Origin of the sequence: Burkholderia metallica, assembly GCF_902832845.1 — a bacterium.
In the GTDB taxonomy this organism is placed as follows: Bacteria; Pseudomonadota; Gammaproteobacteria; order Burkholderiales; family Burkholderiaceae; genus Burkholderia; species Burkholderia metallica.
This window is the reverse complement of record NZ_CADFDB010000001.1, coordinates 363,738-379,806: the sequence shown is the minus strand read 5'-3', so window position 1 is coordinate 379,806 and position 16,069 is coordinate 363,738. Positions and strand designations below refer to the sequence as shown.

Here is a 16,069-nt window from a genome sequence, read left to right as displayed (position 1 = left end):
GCGGCTCCACCAACTTTACGCCTGATTTCCGATACTTTTTTGCGTATTCCGGCCGCAAACGGCGCCGGACGGCAAATTTGTGCAGCGCGCAACGGCCGGGCGGCCGCGCGCGCCGGCGCTCATGCGCCCGCGTGCTCGCGCGCGGTACGTACTTCGTACGCCTTCAGGTGGTTGTACGCGATCCGCAGCAGCGACAGCGCATCGGCCGACTGCGGGTCGCGGCGCGCGAGCAGGTCGCCGATCACGTGATCGGCTTCGACGCGCGCATGATTCTCGACGTCGCGCAGCATCGACGCGGTCAGCGGCGACGGCGTCAGCACCATCTTCTGCATCCGCTCGATCGCCGCCGGTTCGGGCCGGTGGCCGTTGTGTTCGGCGATCGCGCTGCATTCGGCGAGCATCGTCTCGAGCAGGCGGCGGCCGTCCGGCGCGGCGAGAATGTCGCCCACCGAGCCGCGAAACAGCGACGTGCTCGCGGCGAGCGTCGCGAGGAACACCCACTTTTCCCACATCCGCGCGGCCACGTCGTCGCTGAGCGTCGCATCGAACCCCGCGCCGCCGAGCACGTCGGCCAGCGCGCGCACGCGCGGCGATTCGCCGCCCGCGAGTTCGCCGAAGGTGACCCCGTGCGTGTCGTTCAGGTGCACGATGCGCTGCTCGCGATCGAGCGTCGCCGCGATCACGCACAGCCCGCCGAGCACCTGCGCGGCGCCGAAGCGCTCGCGCAGCACGTCGAGATGGCGCATGCCGTTGAGCATCGGCAGGATCAGCGTCTGCGGGCCGACGAACGGCGCGAACGAGCGAATCGCATCGTCGAGGCTGTACGCCTTGCAGCTCAGCAGCACGAGGTCGAACGGCGCGACGCCGGCGCCGGCATCGCCCGCGCGCACGGTCTGCACGTTCGCGAGCGTCAGGTCGCCGCGCGGGCTGCGGATCAGCAGCCCGTCGCGCGCGAGCGCGGCCGCGCGGCCGTCGCGCACCAGGAACGTCACGTCGCGCCCCGCCGCGGCCAGCCGGCCGCCGAAGTACCCGCCGACCGCGCCGGCCCCTACCACCAGAATTCGCATCGTTGCCTCCTTTCGGTTTCATTCGCCGTCGCGCCGCCACGCCGAACGCGGCGCGCACGCGATCGCCCCGACAGTATAGCGATGCGCGTTATGCATATGCATAGATACCCGTTTCGACGTGGGCGGCACCGGCAACGGTACCGGTTCCTAGGGATAACCCGTCTACGGCGATGCCCGCGCGGCGCCGTCAAGACACTTATCCCGTCACGCCGCTCCGGCGAGCTTCCACGACCGACTGACCGACCTCACACCATGCGCCAACTTTCCCTGAATCAGAAACTCGCTTCGATGATCGTCATTCTCTGGCTCGGCCTGCTCGTGATTGCCGGGCTCGGCGCATGGCAGACGCGCGCGTCGATGATCGCGGACCGCCGCGACCAGCTCGCGTCGCTGGTCGCGCAGGCCGCGAGCGTGACCGACCATTTCTACAAGCTGTCGCAGCAGAACGCGCTGCCGGAAGCAGACGCGAAGCAGAAGGCGCTCGAGGCGATCGCCGCGATGCGCCACGGCGCCGACGGCTACATCTCGATCAACGACTCGAAGCCGGTGATCGTGATGCATCCGATCAAGACCGAGCTCAACGGCAAGGACGTGTCGAATTTCGCCGATCCGAACGGCAAGCACCTGTTCGTCGAGATCGTGAAGGCCGGCAACGCGGACGGCGGCAAGGGCTTCGTCGAGTATCTGTGGCCGAAGCCGGGCGCCGACAAGCCGCAGGAAAAGACCAGCGCCGTGCAGCGCTTCGCGCCGTGGGACTGGTATCTCGTGACCGGGATGTACATGAACGACGTGCGCTCGGCCGTGCTCGAAAGCATCGGCCGCTGGCTCGCGATGACCGCCGTGCTCGGCGGGATCGCGACCGCCGTGATGGTGCTGGTGCTGAAAAGCGTGCGCGCAAACCTCGGCGGCGAGCTGGAAGTGGCGCTCGACGCCGCGCAGCGCATCGCGCAGGGCGACCTGACCGCGCACGTCGCCGTGAAGCACGACGATCGCGGCAGCCTGCTGCACGCGCTGCACACGATGCAGAGCGGGCTGATCGACATGGTGTCGCGCGTGCGGACGGGCACCGAGAACATCAACGTCGGCGCGAGCGAGATCGCGTCCGGCAACACGGACCTGTCGCAGCGCACCGAGGAACAGGCGGCCGCGCTCGTGCAGACGGCGTCGAGCATGGACCAGATGACCGCGAACGTGAAGCAGAACGCGGACAGCGCCGCGCAGGCCGCGTCGCTCGCGAGCCAGGCCGCGCAGGTCGCGACGCGCGGCAGCGCGGTGGTCGACGACGTCGTGCGCACGATGAACGAAATTACCGACCGCTCGCACAAGATCGGCGACATCATCGGCGTGATCGACGGGATCGCGTTCCAGACCAACATCCTCGCGCTGAACGCGGCCGTCGAGGCCGCGCGTGCGGGCGAACAGGGCCGCGGCTTCGCGGTGGTCGCGGCCGAAGTGCGCTCGCTCGCGCAGCGCTCGGCGACGGCCGCGAAGGAAATCAAGTCGCTGATCGTGTCGTCAAACGAGACCGTCGAGCAAGGCGCGACGCTCGTCACGAACGCCGGCGAAACGATGGCCGAGATCGTGCAGTCGGTACGGCGCGTAAACGAAATCCTCGACGAAATCAGCCATGCGTCGCGCGAACAGAGCGCCGGGATCGAGCAGGTCAATCGCGCGGTGGGCGAGATGGATCAGGTCACGCAGCAGAACGCGGCGCTCGTCGAAGAGGCCGCGGCCGCCGCGCATTCGCTGCGCGACCAGGCCGAGGCGTTGCGCGACGCGGTGACGCGCTTCGCGCTGCCGCCCGCGTGACGGCGGCCGCCCGGCGCGCGCCCGCTCACGCGGCGCCGCCGGGCCTCGATGCCGCGGCGGCGCCGGTGCCCAGCCCGAGCCCCGCCGCGCGCTGGATCAGCTCGACGTCGTTGTTCGCGCCGAGCTTCCTCATCGCGCTGATCTTCTGCGCGCTGACCGTCTGCTTGCCCTTGCTCAGGCGCTGCGCGATCGTCTTGATCGGCACGCCCGACAGATACAGGCGAATGACCTCGATCTCGCGCGCCGACAGCTTCACGGGCACTTCGCTGCGCTCGCCGATCGCGTCGACCGCGCGCCTGACGAGCGGCGACAGGTAGCGCCCGCCGCTGTAGCTCGAATGAATGGCCGTGACGATATGGCCGACCTCGTCGAACTTGCTGACGATGCTCACGCCGCCGATCGCGAGGATCGATCCGAAGATCAGCGGATTCTCGTTCGCGACCAGCGTGACGACCCTGACGTTCGGACGCATGCGCCGCAGCCAGTCGAACAGCGCGAGACCGTCCATCCGCTCGTCTCCGGGCGTCGCATAGTCGACCAGCACGACGTCGCAGTCGACGCCGCCGAGCGACGCGACCAGTTCGGCCGCACTCCGGTAGACCGCGACGAGCTCGATCGCACAGCCGCTGCCCGCGACCTGCTCGATCCCGGCCAGCGTCAACGGCCAGTCGTACGCGACAACCACACGAACATTGAATTTCCTCATGCACGGTTCCTGGTGAATCATCGGCCGCGCGACGCGAAACGCGCGCGGCCGATTGAGTGTTGAAAGGACACTCAGGATATTTTTATCCTGAACGTCGATTCTATGAAGCCGTGTGCGGTCGGGATATCGGACGGCATCGGGATCGGCCGTCCGGGACGTAATACGAGTTTGATATTTGCGTCGGTTCGAGACGCCGACATACGACGATCGGCAGCGGCGAGCATCGGCCGGATGGCCGACGTCGCGGGTCGTCCGGGCCACGCGGCCGGCCAGCAGGTAAAATTGCCCCCTTTGCATGCCGCGCCGGGCCACCGGCGGCGAGCGACGCGCCGATGCCGGCCGCGCGCCGCCGCCCGTCGGCCGGCTGCCCGACTTCCTCCGCTCCTCATGACCGAATCCGACCTGCAACCCGACGACACCACCCTCCACGAAGACGGCCTCTGGCGCGACAACGGCTGGACGGCCCGCATCATCAAGAACGAGGACGACGACGGCTGGGCCGTCGAGATGATCAAGGACGGCGAGTCCGAACCCGCGCTCGTCGGGCCGTGGACCATGGGCCGCGACAAGAAGAACCCGAAGCCGATGGACGCGAACGCGTTCCGCACGCTCGTGAAGACCGCGACCGAGGTGCTGATGCGGCACGAGCAGCAGCGGCGCGCGATGCTGCACAAGGAAGTGACGGTTCAGGGCGACGACGGCCACGAGGTGTCGGTGACGCTCGACATCGTGCCGGACGAATTCGAGCCGTACGCGCAGCTCAAGGCCTTCGATCCGTACGGCGAGCTGCTGGCCGACGCGAAGGTGTCGGCCGGATTCAAGCTCAACAAGGCCAGCGCCGAACGCTGGGTCGCATCGGGCTTCGAGCGGCCGGCCGGCTGATCGCGCGCGGCGCGCGCGTGCCTGCCCGGGTTCGGCCCGGCCCGGCCCGGCTCGACTCAGGCGCCGGCGCCCTGCCGCGCGCGCCGCAGCCGGCGCGCCGCGAGCTTGCGACGCACGAGCTGCTCGAACTGCCGCGTCGCGACCTGCGGATCGCGCGCGGCCAGCCCGAGCACGTTGCGCGCGAGCTGGATCGGCGTCAGCACGAGCCCCCACGGCAGCGCCCACCAGCCGAACGCGGCCGACGCGAGCAACGCGACCGCCTGTTGCCTGCGGCCGCAGCGCCGGCAGCACACGTGGTGCCGCGTCGCCCAGCGCGTGACGAACAACAGCGACACGATGCGATGCGACGCATGCACGTCGACCGGCCGATCGTCGCGACGGCAGATCGGGCACGGCCCGTAACGCCAGTCGTGCACGACCTCCCAGACCTGCTCGTCGGACACCCGTTCCGCCTCGACGACGACCGGATGCGCGCGCACGCACGCCGCACGGCAATAGCGGCGGCCGTCGATCGACCGGCCGCCGGTCAGGAACGTCCTGCCGCAGTGACTGCACTCTGCCACGGTAACCTCGGATAAGCGGGCTGCGCCGCGTGCGGGCCGCGCGCGCAGGGTGCGCCGGCGCGGCGCACGGGCTGTTTCCCGTCTTAACGGCCGACGCCGCGCGGTCTTGAGCGGCGGTGCCGCGGCGCGTCAGTCGTGCAGCCCGTGCGCGGTCATCAGCCGGTACAGCGTCGCGCGCGAGATGCCCAGCTCGGCCGCCACGTCCGCATGCTGGTGGCGATGGCGCATCAGCGTTTCCTCGATCGCATGCCGCTCGGCCTGCCGGCGCGCCTGCGCGAGCGTCGGCGGGTGCCGCGACGTGTACGCGTGCAGTTCGAGATCGGTGGCCGAGATCATCGGGCCGTTCGTCATCACGACCGCGAACCGGATCCGGTTGATCAGCTCGCGCACGTTGCCGGGCCACGGATAGTTGTGGATCGCTTCGATCGCGCACGGCGTGAAGCCGCGAATCCGGTGCGAATTGTCGCCGCGATAGCGCCGCAGCACGTGGTCGGCGAGCAGCATGATGTCGCGGCCGCGCACGCGCAGCGGCGGCTCGTCGATGCGCAGCACGCACAGGCGGTAGTACAGATCGGCGCGGAACCGCCCCGCCCGCATCGCGGCCTCGAGATCGACATGGGTCGCCGACACGATCCGCACGTCGACCGGAATCGACGCGTGGCCGCCGAGCCGCTCGATCGTGCCTTCCTGCAGGAAACGCAGCAGGCTCGCCTGGCTCTCGAACGGCATGTCGCCGATTTCATCGAGAAACAGCGTGCCGCCGTGCGCCGATTCGATCCGGCCGATCTTGCGCTGGTGCGCGCCCGTGAACGCGCCGCGCTCGTGGCCGAACAGCTCGGCCTGCAACAGCGTCGACGGAATGGCCGCGCAGTTCACGGCGACGAACGGCGCGTCGGCGCGCGACGACTGCCGGTGGATCGCCGCCGCCGTCAGTTCCTTGCCGGTGCCGGATTCGCCGGCGACGAATACGGTGGCGTCCGTGTTCGCGACCTTGCGGATCGTCGCGAACAACCGCCGCATCGCGTCGCACGTGCCGATCATCGCGCCGCCGGGCGGCGCCGCATCGGCGTCCGGGCTGCCGTCCGCGAGCTTCAGCATGCCGTACGCATGGCCGACCAGATAGCCGATCGTCGTATAGGCGCTCGCATTGCGCACGTAGTCGAAGCAGCAGTGACGAATCAGGCGCGCGATCGTCAGATCGCGCAGCCGCTCGTTGTCGGCGAACGCGACCCAGCCGACGCGCGGGTCGCGCAACAGCGTCTCGAACAACGCGAGGTCGGGCGACGCGAAGCTGCCGAAATCGACGATGCCCGCATGCGGCCGGTTGGCCCTGACGAGATTCAGTGCGTCCGCAACGGTTTTCGCGCGCCACACGTCCCAGCCGCGCGACGCGAGACAGTCGACGAGTGCGGCATCGTGCTGCTGCGACAGATAGACGAGCGGCCGCGACGGTGCGACCGGGTTGCGGCGGATGGCGACGAGCGGCGGCGCCACCGCATCGCATTCGAGATCCTGCGGGCCCGACACCCTGATCTGGCAGCAATCGTTCACGATGGCCTCGTCGCTTGGGTTGGTTGTCGAAACGGCCGTTGCGGGGGCGCTCAGCACGGGGCATCGTGGCCCTCGCGGCGCAGCGCCGGGCCGTCCCCGGACTGACGTTTCGTTATCGGCAGAAAACGACGCGCTGCGTGTAGATCTGCGGCTCGACGACCGGCTTCGCTGCATGGTTGAGGTCGTCACGATAGGCGCGGTAGGTCTTGCCGTTCACCGTGACCTCCGTCGCGGGGGCCGTCTCGATCGCGTTGAGCCCGCGCTGCTGCCACCCGCTCACCCGGTCGTCGGCCATCACGCTCGACTCGCCGGCGATCTTCTGCGTGATCGCGCTGCCGTCGCTCCACGGCTGCGTCTGCATGTCCTCGGCGTGCTGCATCGCGCCGACCGTCTTGCCGGTAGGTGTCGGCCCGTTCTGCGCGGCGAACGGCGCGCCTCGGCCGTACACCGGCGATTGCCACGACGGCGCGTGACCTTCCTCCGGCATCATGTAGACCATCTGCGGATCGCCGATCATCATCATCGGCGCGCATGCCGTGTTGTCGGCGCGACCGAGCGTCGTCAACGCCTGCTGGATGCTCACGGCATTCGCGGCGGTCTGCTCGCCCAGGATCACGAAGACCGCCGGGTTCTGGAATACCGCCTGCGCGGCGGCTTGCGCGCTGTACAACAACAGAGCGACCAAAAAGATCCTCATGATTGAGGCCTCCTTGCATCCTCGTCAGGCAAAAAGAGGTGTTGACCTCGGGGATGGGACCAACACCCGTCAAACAGGAAACGACCGTCGGGCATCGGGTCCGGACGCTCTCGTGCAGCCGGCGTACCGGCGGCACGGGAGGCCGGCCCGCGTGCTTACGACGACGTGCTCGTCGAGATGACCGCCGGAGCCGGCACGACCGGGGCAGCCGGGGCGGCCTGCTGGTCGACCGGCGCCGCCGGCAATCCTTGCGCCGGATCGGACAACGCCGGCATGTCGGCGGGCTGCGCCGCGGCCTCCGCCGGCGCCTTCGCGTCGGCGCTCGGCATGTCGGCAGGCGCCGCGGCTACGGCAGGCTGCGCGGCTTCCGGCGCGGGCGCTTCGGCGGCGACCGGAGCCGGCTCGGGTGCTTTCGCATCCGCGCTCGGCGCGGGCATCGCGGCCTCGGCTGCGGGCGCCGCGACGACGGCAGCGGCCGGTGCCGGGTCGGCCGCCGGCGCGGCAGCGGCCTGCGCTGCGTTGTCGGTCGCGGCCGGCATCGGCTCCGGTGCCTTGTCGGCGACGGGCTGCACGGGTTCCGGGGCCTTGTCGGCGACCGCCGGGGCCGGTTCGGGCGCCTTGTCGGCAACTGCCGGTGCCGGTTCCGGCGCCTTGTCGGCGACGGGCGGCACGGGCTCGGGCGCCTTCGTGTCGGCGACCGGCTCGGCAGGCGCGGGCGATGCCTTGTCCGCCACAGCCGGTGCGGCGAGCACGGCGGCAGCCGGGACGGCTGCGATCGCGGCCGCCGGTACGACCGACGCGGCAGGCGCGGCGGCGACGGCCGGTGCGGCGGCCACCGCAGGCGCTGCGGCTGCGACCGGCGCTGCAGCTGCGGCCGGCGCCGCGGCTGCGACGGCGGGTGCGGCCACGGCCGGGGCGGCAGCGACTGCCGGTACGGCTGCGGCTGCCGGCGCGGCAATGGCCGGCGCGGCGGCAACCGGTGCGATTGACGGCACGGGCACCGGGACCGGCACCGACACGGGCGCCGCCTGTACCGACGTCGTCGCCACCGGGCGCGGCTGCGCCGGTGCCGGCGCGGCAGCGCCCAGCGGCGGCAGGCCCATGCGGTCGCGCACGATCGGGTCGCGATACTTCAGGTCGTCGGCGACCGTCGCTTCGACGCTCGGCGCCACGTTCGACCGTGCGAGCGGCGCGGTCGTGCCCGGGCACAGGTGCCCGGTCGCTTCCACCGCACGCCGGTTCGCGTCGCTCTGGCAGAGCAGCGCGAGCGCCACGTCGGTCAGGCCCATCGCACGGAATTCACGCGCATCGAGACGCCGCACGCAGGCCTGGTCGACCAGCGTCGTGCCGCCCGTCGCGCCGAACCCCGGGAACGACACGCCGACGCTCACCGATCCCATGCAGGTATCGGACAGCGTGGTCGTGAGGCCCGGCGCCTGGATCGAGGGGTTCGTCTTGATCGTCTGCGTCCCGGAGTAATTGACGTTTTCCGCCGACTGGGTGTTGTACGGGTTGGTGCCGGGCGCGCCGGACGACTGGAGCGAGTTGGTGCTCTGCGGCGTGACGCTCGAACCGCCGCTCGTGCCGGACGGCATCGTCACGTTCACGTTCACGCTCGAATTGCCGCTGCCGCGAACGCCGCTGGAGCTGGTGGCATTGCCGCCGCGCGAACTCGAGGTGTTCGTGTTCATGCTCGAGCCGCCGCCCTGGCTGATGGCTGTCGACGACGTCGACGACTGCGCGCTCGAAGTCGAATCGGCGGTTTGCGCGTGGGCCCCGATCGTGGTCATCGCGAACATCGCCGCGCATGCCACCTTGATCCTGTTGCTGTTCATTTCACTCTCCGGACGAGGTTTTACCTCCCACCCAGCCAACCGTACTAATTCCCCTGATTCCCTTCAGCTTTGCCTGCTTCCCCGAACTGTTTCCAGCCGTTGCCCAGCTGGGACCACGAGCCGGCCGACATGCCCTGCCACTGCTGGGCATCTGGTCCGCCGATGGCACTGCCCGACGAAAGCGTTTGTTGTTCTGACGGTTTGGTTGTCTGGTCAGGGTTGTTTGACGTCTGCAAATTCGATTGCACGTCGTTGGCGATACGGTCAGCGCCATACGCCGTCAAAGACGCGAGCATCAGAGCGGCGGCAATCAGTTTCTGCTTCATGCCAACTCCTTACGTGACAACGATGTGGAAAAGAGACCAGAGTCGCTGGGAAACTGGTCCCCCCACACCAGACTAATGACTGCTTCCGGTCGCACTTGAACTGGCCTGGCTTCCACCCGATGCGGACGGCGAGCCAGCCGAACCGGTACTCCACACGGTCGACGAGTTGTAGTGATTCGAACCCGCGATCGCGCCTGACCCACCACTGCCGGTCAGCCCTGCGGCGCCTGCATTGGCATTGCCCTGGTCGTTCGCGCTCGAGGCCGTGTAGTGATTGGCACCAAGGACGATCGTGGCGCTTACCCCGCCCGACAACGCGTTCGCGTTCTCGTTTGTGCTGCTGTTTCCACCGTACGAGCCTGCGGCACCGATACCGCCGCCGGCCGCGAACGCGCCCCCGTTCGTGCCCGAACCGCTGGCCGTCGAAGTCGTGTTGTGGAAGGCGGATGCCGTGCCGGCGGAACCAGCGGGTGTCACCGTACTGCCCGCGTTCGCGCCCGCCGTCGAAGTCGAATTGCTGGTATAGCTGCCGGAGCCGACCACGACCGAACCGGAAACACCCGCCGCAACGGATTGCGTCTGGTTCGTCGTGGAGGGGCCTGCCGCCAATGCAGCTGACGATAGGACGGTGAGCGCTGTCGCGAAAATCACGTTGGCTTTCATAGCAATTCCTTGCTGTGAGTAGGTTTAGCGGTGGCGGAGCCGGGCCTACCCCCATCGAGCGGAACCCGGCATCCGTACCGCCAGCCAGTGACGAACGCTACGCGTCGCGGCTTAGTGGTGCGTCGTCCAGCCGATCGAACCGGCATTCGCACCGCTGGTGCCGCCAGCTTGTGCGCCACCGAAGCCGAACCCGCCCACCGACGACGATTGGGTGTGGTTCGTGTACGAGATCGAACCGCTGCCCGGGCCGCCTGCAACGGCGCCGGCTGCACCGAGTGCCGAGCCGGAATCGGTCGCGGAGAAATGACCGAACCCTGCAACGCCAGCCATCGTCGAACCGCCGCTCGACGAGCTGCTGCTCGACACCGTGCCGCTGCCGGCAAACGCTGCACCCGAAACCGCCAGAACTGCTGCTGCAATCAGAAGCTTCTTCATGGTCGACTCCAAAACGGCGTGAACGGAGTGAATCGGGAAGATCGCACGCCATCGACCTTCCAGACTTGAGCAATCCCTTAAATTAAGGATCACTATTCAATTAGCAAAATACTGATTACTTTTTCGATTCCGTTGTTTGTTATTTCGGCCAGACGAAGCTTAGCTTCGCAATTTTTAGTTATCCAAATTTTTTTGGTAGGTGTTTTCGATTATTTTTATGAACATTGTCAAATAAAATAAAACACCATTACCCGACAAACCGGAACGATGCGCACATCATTCCACCCCGCGATATTCGATACCCATTAGAAAAGCATGTCGACGTGCGGCATACCTTTCCGGAATCGAAAATTCGCGAATACATTAACCACCGCAAAACGCAGCGCCGTTGAAAATACCCCCTTTATCGGGGCGACAACGGCCCTGCACTGCAACCAGGTGGCATGGGTTCTCCCTGAGCTGTCGACGAAGGGTCGTCCGGATAATCCGGCCGACGGGCGCTCGATCTAATCCGGCCGGCGCCGGCATGGGCCAGGCGCAATCGAGGCGACCCTGCACGGCCGAAGACGAACCGGCATCACGCTGTCCGGCATGAACAGCCTGATCCATCCGGTTGAGCTGAACGAAGGCGCGTACTGCTGTCGCCCGAGCACCGTGCGACGCGACAGCCGCGCCAGCACGCGAAGCGCGCGGCGGGCAAGGAACCGGGGCGCGGCATCCCGCGACGCTGACACCGCGTCGCATGCGTCACCCCGGCCTTTCCGACTACCCCATCGATGCGCAAAGTACGCACCGATCGTACTGATGCTTTTGGTCTTCATCGCCGTTTCCCCGACTGCTTATTGACGAGCTGGCCGCCCCACCTCTTCGTGACTTCGTGTCGACCGCCCGCCGGTGCGTCCTGTACCGCAAGGCGCGTGCCACCCGTTATTCCACCGCAGATTGCCCACGGCAAACGACCGCCGCGACAGCCCGCTTCGCCGGGAATAGCTCTTTTTGTTTCAGGAATGTATCGCGATAACGGGGCGGCGCCCGCCGCCGCCGTTGAGCGTCGCGAAGCAATCGCCGGATTAGACGGACGAATCCGGGCCGTGAGCCCGGGCCGCACGGACGCTTGAACAAATGTTTCAAACTTGAGAAGCAGATGGCCGCGCAAGGCCGGCGGCACGGGCCATCCCGCGTGCAAACCGTGGGGCGCGGCGCGTGCCGTTCCCTTCCGTGCCGTTACAAACGAAAATCGGTTCGCCCGGCGCCGGATGCCGGGAGCCCGACGCGGCGGCCTCCGACGTGCGGTCGACACGCATTTCCTCCGACAACCCAGACGAATTTGATTCATTCGTGAAAATACCGGCAGGATCACAAGCCGCTCAAGCGTCGAAATGAGCCGCAAATAAACCGCATGCCGCTGTAACAATTAAAACAAATGAAAACGCACGACCCCACCCTGATCTCGTCCGTCATTTATTCGCTGCCATTCGCTCGCTTTTCATACATCGCATCAGCCGTTCGACCGTCCATTTGAGAAACGTTTTTCACGCGTTATCGACGAATTTCTCATCGATGAAACATTCCGCTTCAACACCTGCTTGACGAACGCAATCCCGCAAAAGCCTGATTTATCGCGCATTTCGTCGTATCGAATCGCGTCGATCCGGTATCTGGACGACCGCATTCCTGTCCCCACGATACAGATATGAAACAGAAGCACGCGTATCGCGCGGCGATTGCGCCGCCGCTGCGGCGCGCATCGCGGCCGCATCGTCCATGGCATGCCGATTGCCTGATGTCCGGCTCTAACCGAGCGATACGCCGCGGCACGAGATCACGAACGGCGGCCGGCTCGTCAATCAGCGCATCGGGGAAACGGCGATGAAGATCACCACCGATCGATCGACGCTTGCGTCGTTCAAGCATCAACGGGGTAGTCAGCGAAACCGGAGCGCCTGTCGCGGCGCTTCGTCGACGACAGCACACGTGGACCGGCGCTCGCCGAAACGCTGTCCGTGCAGCGGGATGGGGCACGTGCGCGCCGCCGTCGAGCTGATCGACGAGTGGTTCCTCGAGCTGATCGACGACGGAGAGCGCCATGAATGACAGGGTCGCGCTCGAAACGCGCGTCGGTGTGCGCGCCCTCGTGACGGGCGGCGCCGGCTTTCTCGGCAGCTATGTCTGCGAGCGCCTGATCATGGAAGGCGCATTCGTCACCTGTGTCGACAGCCTGCTGACGGGACGCAAGCTCAACGTCGCCGACCTGAAGGCGTCCGGCCGCTTCGAATTCGTGAAGGGCGACGTAGCGCTCGGCCTGCCGCAGCTGCAGGTGGACGAGATCTGGAATCTCGCGTGCGCGGCGTCGCCGCCCACCTACCAGATCGATCCCGTGCATACGATGATGACCAACGTGCTCGGCATGCACCACTGCCTCGCCCTCGCACGCAAGACGGGCGCACGCGTGTTCCAGGCGTCCACCAGCGAGATCTACGGCGACCCGGACGTGCATCCGCAGGCGGAAACCTATCGCGGCAACGTGAACACGATCGGCCCGCGCGCATGCTACGACGAAGGCAAGCGCGCGGCCGAAGCGCTGTGTTACGACTACTACCGCACGCACGGCATCGACGTGCGCGTCGCGCGCATCTTCAACACCTACGGCCCGCGGATGTCGCCGCGCGACGGCCGCGTCGTGTCGAACTTCATCGTCGCTGCGCTCAACGGCGCGCCGCTCGAGATCTACGGCGACGGCCGGCAGACGCGCTCGTTCTGCTTCGCCAGCGACCTGATCGACGGCTTCTTCTGCCTGATGGGCGCCGAGCGCAACATCGGCGCTCCGGTCAACCTCGGCAACCCCGGCGAATTCACGATGATCGAACTCGCGCAGAAAGTGCTGGCGATGACCGGCTCGAAATCGGAGATCGTGTTCCGGCCGCTGCCGATCGACGATCCGCACCAGCGCAGGCCCGACATCTCGATCGCGTCGGCCGAGCTCGGCTGGCGGCCGACCGTCGATCTCGACGAAGGGCTGCGTCGGACCATCGATTATTTCAGCCGGGAGCTGTGGCTCGAGCCGGTGCTGCGCATGACCGGGGCCGCCGCATGAAGGTGCTCGTGACAGGCGGAGCGGGCTATATCGGCAGCCATACCTGCAAGGCGCTCGCGGCAGCGGGACACGAGCCGGTCGCGTACGACGATCTGTCGACCGGCCATCGCGACGCCGTTCGATGGGGGCCGCTCGTCGTGGCCGACATTCTCGACCGCGCTGCATTGTCGAGGGCGTTCGCCTTGCACCGGCCCGACGTCGTGATCCATTTCGCTGCCCTCGCCTACGTCGGCGAATCGGTGCTCGCGCCCGAGCGCTACTACACGGTCAACGTCGCCGGCACCTGCACGCTGCTGAGCGCGATGCGCGATGCCGGCGTCGGCCGGATCGTGATGTCGTCGTCGTGCGCGACGTACGGCATCCCGGACGTGCTGCCGATCTCGGAGCGCACGCCGCAGCGGCCGATCAATCCGTACGGCTTCACGAAGTACGCGATGGAGCGGATGGCCGTCGATTTCGAGCGCGCGTACGGGCTGAAGTGGGTCGCGCTGCGCTACTTCAACGCGGCGGGCGCGGACCCGGACGGCATGATCGGCGAATGCCACGAACCGGAAACACACGCGCTGCCGCTCGCGATCCGCGCGGCGCTCGGCACGGGCGACGCATTCCAGGTAATGGGCACCGACTATCCGACACCCGACGGTTCGGCGATTCGCGACTACGTGCACGTGAGCGACCTCGCCGACGCGCACCTGAAGGCGACCGCCTATCTGTGCAGCGGCGGCCCCAGCATCGCATTGAATCTCGGGACCGGCAACGGGACGTCGGTGCTCGACGCGCTGCGTGCCGTCGAAGCCGTGACGGGCCGCCGCGTGCCGACGGTGATCGCCGCGCGCCGCCCGGGCGACCCGCCCGAGCTGTACGCCGATGCGACGAAAGCCGCGCTCGTGCTCGGCTGGCGGCCGCGTTTCACCGCGATCGAGCCGATGGTCGAACACGCCGCGGCATGGTTTCAGAAAGCACTTCAATTCGAATCGGGCAAGTAGGCAGGTTGCGTTGCAAGCACTCGGGGGAATCACCATGAACGTACGAATCGCCATCGTCGGCACGGGCTACGTCGGGCTGGTCAGCGGTGCATGCTTTGCGGACCTCGGGCACGACGTCGTCTGCATCGACAACAATCGCGGCAAGATCGACGCGCTGAACGAAGGCCACATGCCGATCTACGAACCGGGCCTCGACGCCGTCGTCGCGCGCAACGTGGCGCGCGGCACGCTTCGCTTCAGCAGCGACCTCGCGACGGCCGTGCGCGAGCGCGACGCGGTATTCATCGCGGTCGGCACGCCGACGCTGCCGGGCACCGACCAGGCCGACCTGCGGTACGTCGAGGCGGCCGCGCGGGAAATCGCGGCGAATCTCACCGGCTTCGCGGTCGTCGTCACGAAGTCGACGGTGCCGGTCGGCACCAACCGGATCGTCCAGCAGATCGTCGAGCGCTGCGCGCCGGACGGCGTCGATGCGGCGATCGCGTCGAATCCCGAGTTCCTGCGCGAAGGCTCGGCGATCGACGATTTCATGCATCCCGACCGCGTCGTGTTCGGCGCCGAGCATCCGCGCGCGATCGAGATCATGAAGGCGATCTATGCGCCGCTGGAAGCGGCGGGCCATCTCGTGCTCGCGACCGAGATCGAAACGGCCGAACTCGTGAAATACGCGGCGAATGCGTTCCTCGCGGTGAAGATCAGCTACATCAACGAGATCTCGGACCTGTGCGAAGCCGTCGGCGCCGACGTGGAGCTGGTCGCGAACGGCATGGGCCTCGACCGCCGCATCGGCGCGTCGTTCCTGAAGGCCGGCCCCGGCTGGGGCGGCTCGTGCTTCCCGAAGGACACGCGCGCGCTGAAAGCGACCGCGTCCGAACATGCGGTGCCGCTGCGCATCGTCAGCGCGGCGATCGAATCGAACACGCTGCGCAAGGAGCAGATCCTGCGCCGCATCGAGAAAGCCTGCGGCGGCTCGATCAAGGGCAAGCGCATCGCGGTGCTCGGCCTCACGTTCAAAGGCCAGACCGACGACGTGCGCGAAAGCCCGAGCATCGACGTGATTCAGCTGCTCGTCGGCGCGGGCGCGCATATCCGCGCGTACGACCCGGCGCGTCCGCACGAGGCGTCGCGGCTGCTGCCGCAGGTATTCATGGAAGGCTCGGCGATCGACGCGGTGCGCAGCGCGGACGCCGTCGTCGTGATGACCGAATGGAAAGCGTTCGAGACACTCGATCTCGCCGACCTCGCGGACCACATGGCCGACCCCGTGATGCTCGACATGCGCAACCTGTTCAGCGAACGGCTGGCCGTCGACAGCGGCTTTCGCCGCTACGAACGCGTGGGCCGCTCGTGCGTCGGAAGCGCGCCGGCCGACCCGGCGCCGGAACACCAGCCGGAACAACAGTACGCAGGCGAGGACACCCGGCCGCGGCGCGGCCTGCTTCAAGACTGATTCCG

General features: G+C 67.5%; 15 protein-coding genes. 6 read left to right on the top strand and 9 right to left on the bottom strand.

Translation table 11 applies throughout. The features are described from left to right. Positions 1–119 precede the first annotated feature (119 nt). Complete coding sequence (gene panE, locus HWX08_RS01670; protein ID WP_069260383.1) at positions 120–1,067, bottom strand: 2-dehydropantoate 2-reductase; 948 nt, start codon at positions 1,065–1,067, stop codon at positions 120–122. A gap of 252 nt (positions 1,068–1,319) precedes the next feature. On the opposite strand from panE, the gene HWX08_RS01665 reads away from it, so the two are divergent. Further along, complete coding sequence (locus HWX08_RS01665) at positions 1,320–2,876, top strand: methyl-accepting chemotaxis protein (RefSeq protein ID WP_069260384.1); 1,557 nt, start codon at positions 1,320–1,322, stop codon at positions 2,874–2,876. Between the two features lie 25 nt (positions 2,877–2,901). Here HWX08_RS01665 and HWX08_RS01660 read toward each other — a convergent pair whose 3' ends face one another. After that, the gene (locus tag HWX08_RS01660) at positions 2,902–3,582 is read right to left on the bottom strand and encodes a LuxR C-terminal-related transcriptional regulator (RefSeq protein ID WP_069261199.1); all 681 of its coding nucleotides are present in this window, start codon (positions 3,580–3,582) and stop codon (positions 2,902–2,904) included. Positions 3,583–3,969: 387 nt separating this feature from the next. Between HWX08_RS01660 and HWX08_RS01655 the strand changes: the two genes are divergently transcribed. Further along, positions 3,970–4,464, top strand: coding sequence for a hypothetical protein (locus tag HWX08_RS01655; RefSeq protein ID WP_069260385.1), 495 nt, complete (start codon positions 3,970–3,972; stop codon positions 4,462–4,464). Between the two features lie 56 nt (positions 4,465–4,520). On the opposite strand, the gene HWX08_RS01650 is transcribed toward HWX08_RS01655, so the two are convergent. The 7 genes from HWX08_RS01650 to HWX08_RS01620 form a co-directional block, all read right to left on the bottom strand. Next, on the bottom strand, positions 4,521–5,027 hold the full coding sequence (locus HWX08_RS01650) for a hypothetical protein (protein WP_069260386.1): 507 nt from the start codon (positions 5,025–5,027) through the stop codon (positions 4,521–4,523). A 129-nt stretch (positions 5,028–5,156) separates the two neighbouring features. Next, the gene (locus tag HWX08_RS01645) at positions 5,157–6,578 is read right to left on the bottom strand and encodes a sigma-54 dependent transcriptional regulator (RefSeq protein WP_157126876.1); all 1,422 of its coding nucleotides are present in this window, start codon (positions 6,576–6,578) and stop codon (positions 5,157–5,159) included. A gap of 112 nt (positions 6,579–6,690) precedes the next feature. After that, positions 6,691–7,275 (bottom strand): hypothetical protein, encoded by a 585-nt coding sequence (locus HWX08_RS01640; RefSeq protein WP_174923241.1) that lies wholly within the window; start codon positions 7,273–7,275, stop codon positions 6,691–6,693. Between the two features lie 155 nt (positions 7,276–7,430). Continuing rightward, positions 7,431–9,110, bottom strand: a complete 1,680-nt coding sequence (locus HWX08_RS01635; protein ID WP_175806970.1) for a chemotaxis protein CheA — start codon at positions 9,108–9,110, stop codon at positions 7,431–7,433. A gap of 44 nt (positions 9,111–9,154) precedes the next feature. Then, on the bottom strand, positions 9,155–9,436 hold the full coding sequence (locus HWX08_RS01630) for a hypothetical protein (protein ID WP_011354481.1): 282 nt from the start codon (positions 9,434–9,436) through the stop codon (positions 9,155–9,157). Positions 9,437–9,508: 72 nt separating this feature from the next. Then, a complete protein-coding gene (locus HWX08_RS01625) occupies positions 9,509–10,099 on the bottom strand; it encodes a hypothetical protein (protein ID WP_174923023.1) in 591 nt (196 codons plus the stop codon). A 111-nt stretch (positions 10,100–10,210) separates the two neighbouring features. Then, positions 10,211–10,534 (bottom strand): hypothetical protein, encoded by a 324-nt coding sequence (locus HWX08_RS01620; protein WP_174923025.1) that lies wholly within the window; start codon positions 10,532–10,534, stop codon positions 10,211–10,213. Between the two features lie 1,869 nt (positions 10,535–12,403). Here HWX08_RS01620 and HWX08_RS01615 point away from each other — a divergent pair. The 4 genes from HWX08_RS01615 to HWX08_RS01600 are packed head-to-tail and all read left to right on the top strand — an operon-like array spanning position 12,404 to position 16,064. After that, positions 12,404–12,628, top strand: coding sequence for a hypothetical protein (locus HWX08_RS01615; protein WP_226243760.1), 225 nt, complete (start codon positions 12,404–12,406; stop codon positions 12,626–12,628). Next, on the top strand, positions 12,621–13,628 hold the full coding sequence (locus HWX08_RS01610; RefSeq protein WP_174923027.1) for a UDP-glucuronic acid decarboxylase family protein: 1,008 nt from the start codon (positions 12,621–12,623) through the stop codon (positions 13,626–13,628). The genes HWX08_RS01615 and HWX08_RS01610 overlap by 8 nt, the downstream gene beginning before the upstream one ends. After that, positions 13,625–14,614, top strand: a complete 990-nt coding sequence (gene galE, locus HWX08_RS01605; protein WP_174923029.1) for a UDP-glucose 4-epimerase GalE — start codon at positions 13,625–13,627, stop codon at positions 14,612–14,614. Before HWX08_RS01610 ends, galE begins: the two co-directional genes overlap by 4 nt. Before the next feature lie 34 nt (positions 14,615–14,648). Next, a complete protein-coding gene (locus HWX08_RS01600) occupies positions 14,649–16,064 on the top strand; it encodes a UDP-glucose dehydrogenase family protein (protein WP_069260393.1) in 1,416 nt (471 codons plus the stop codon). Positions 16,065–16,069: the final 5 nt, after the last annotated feature.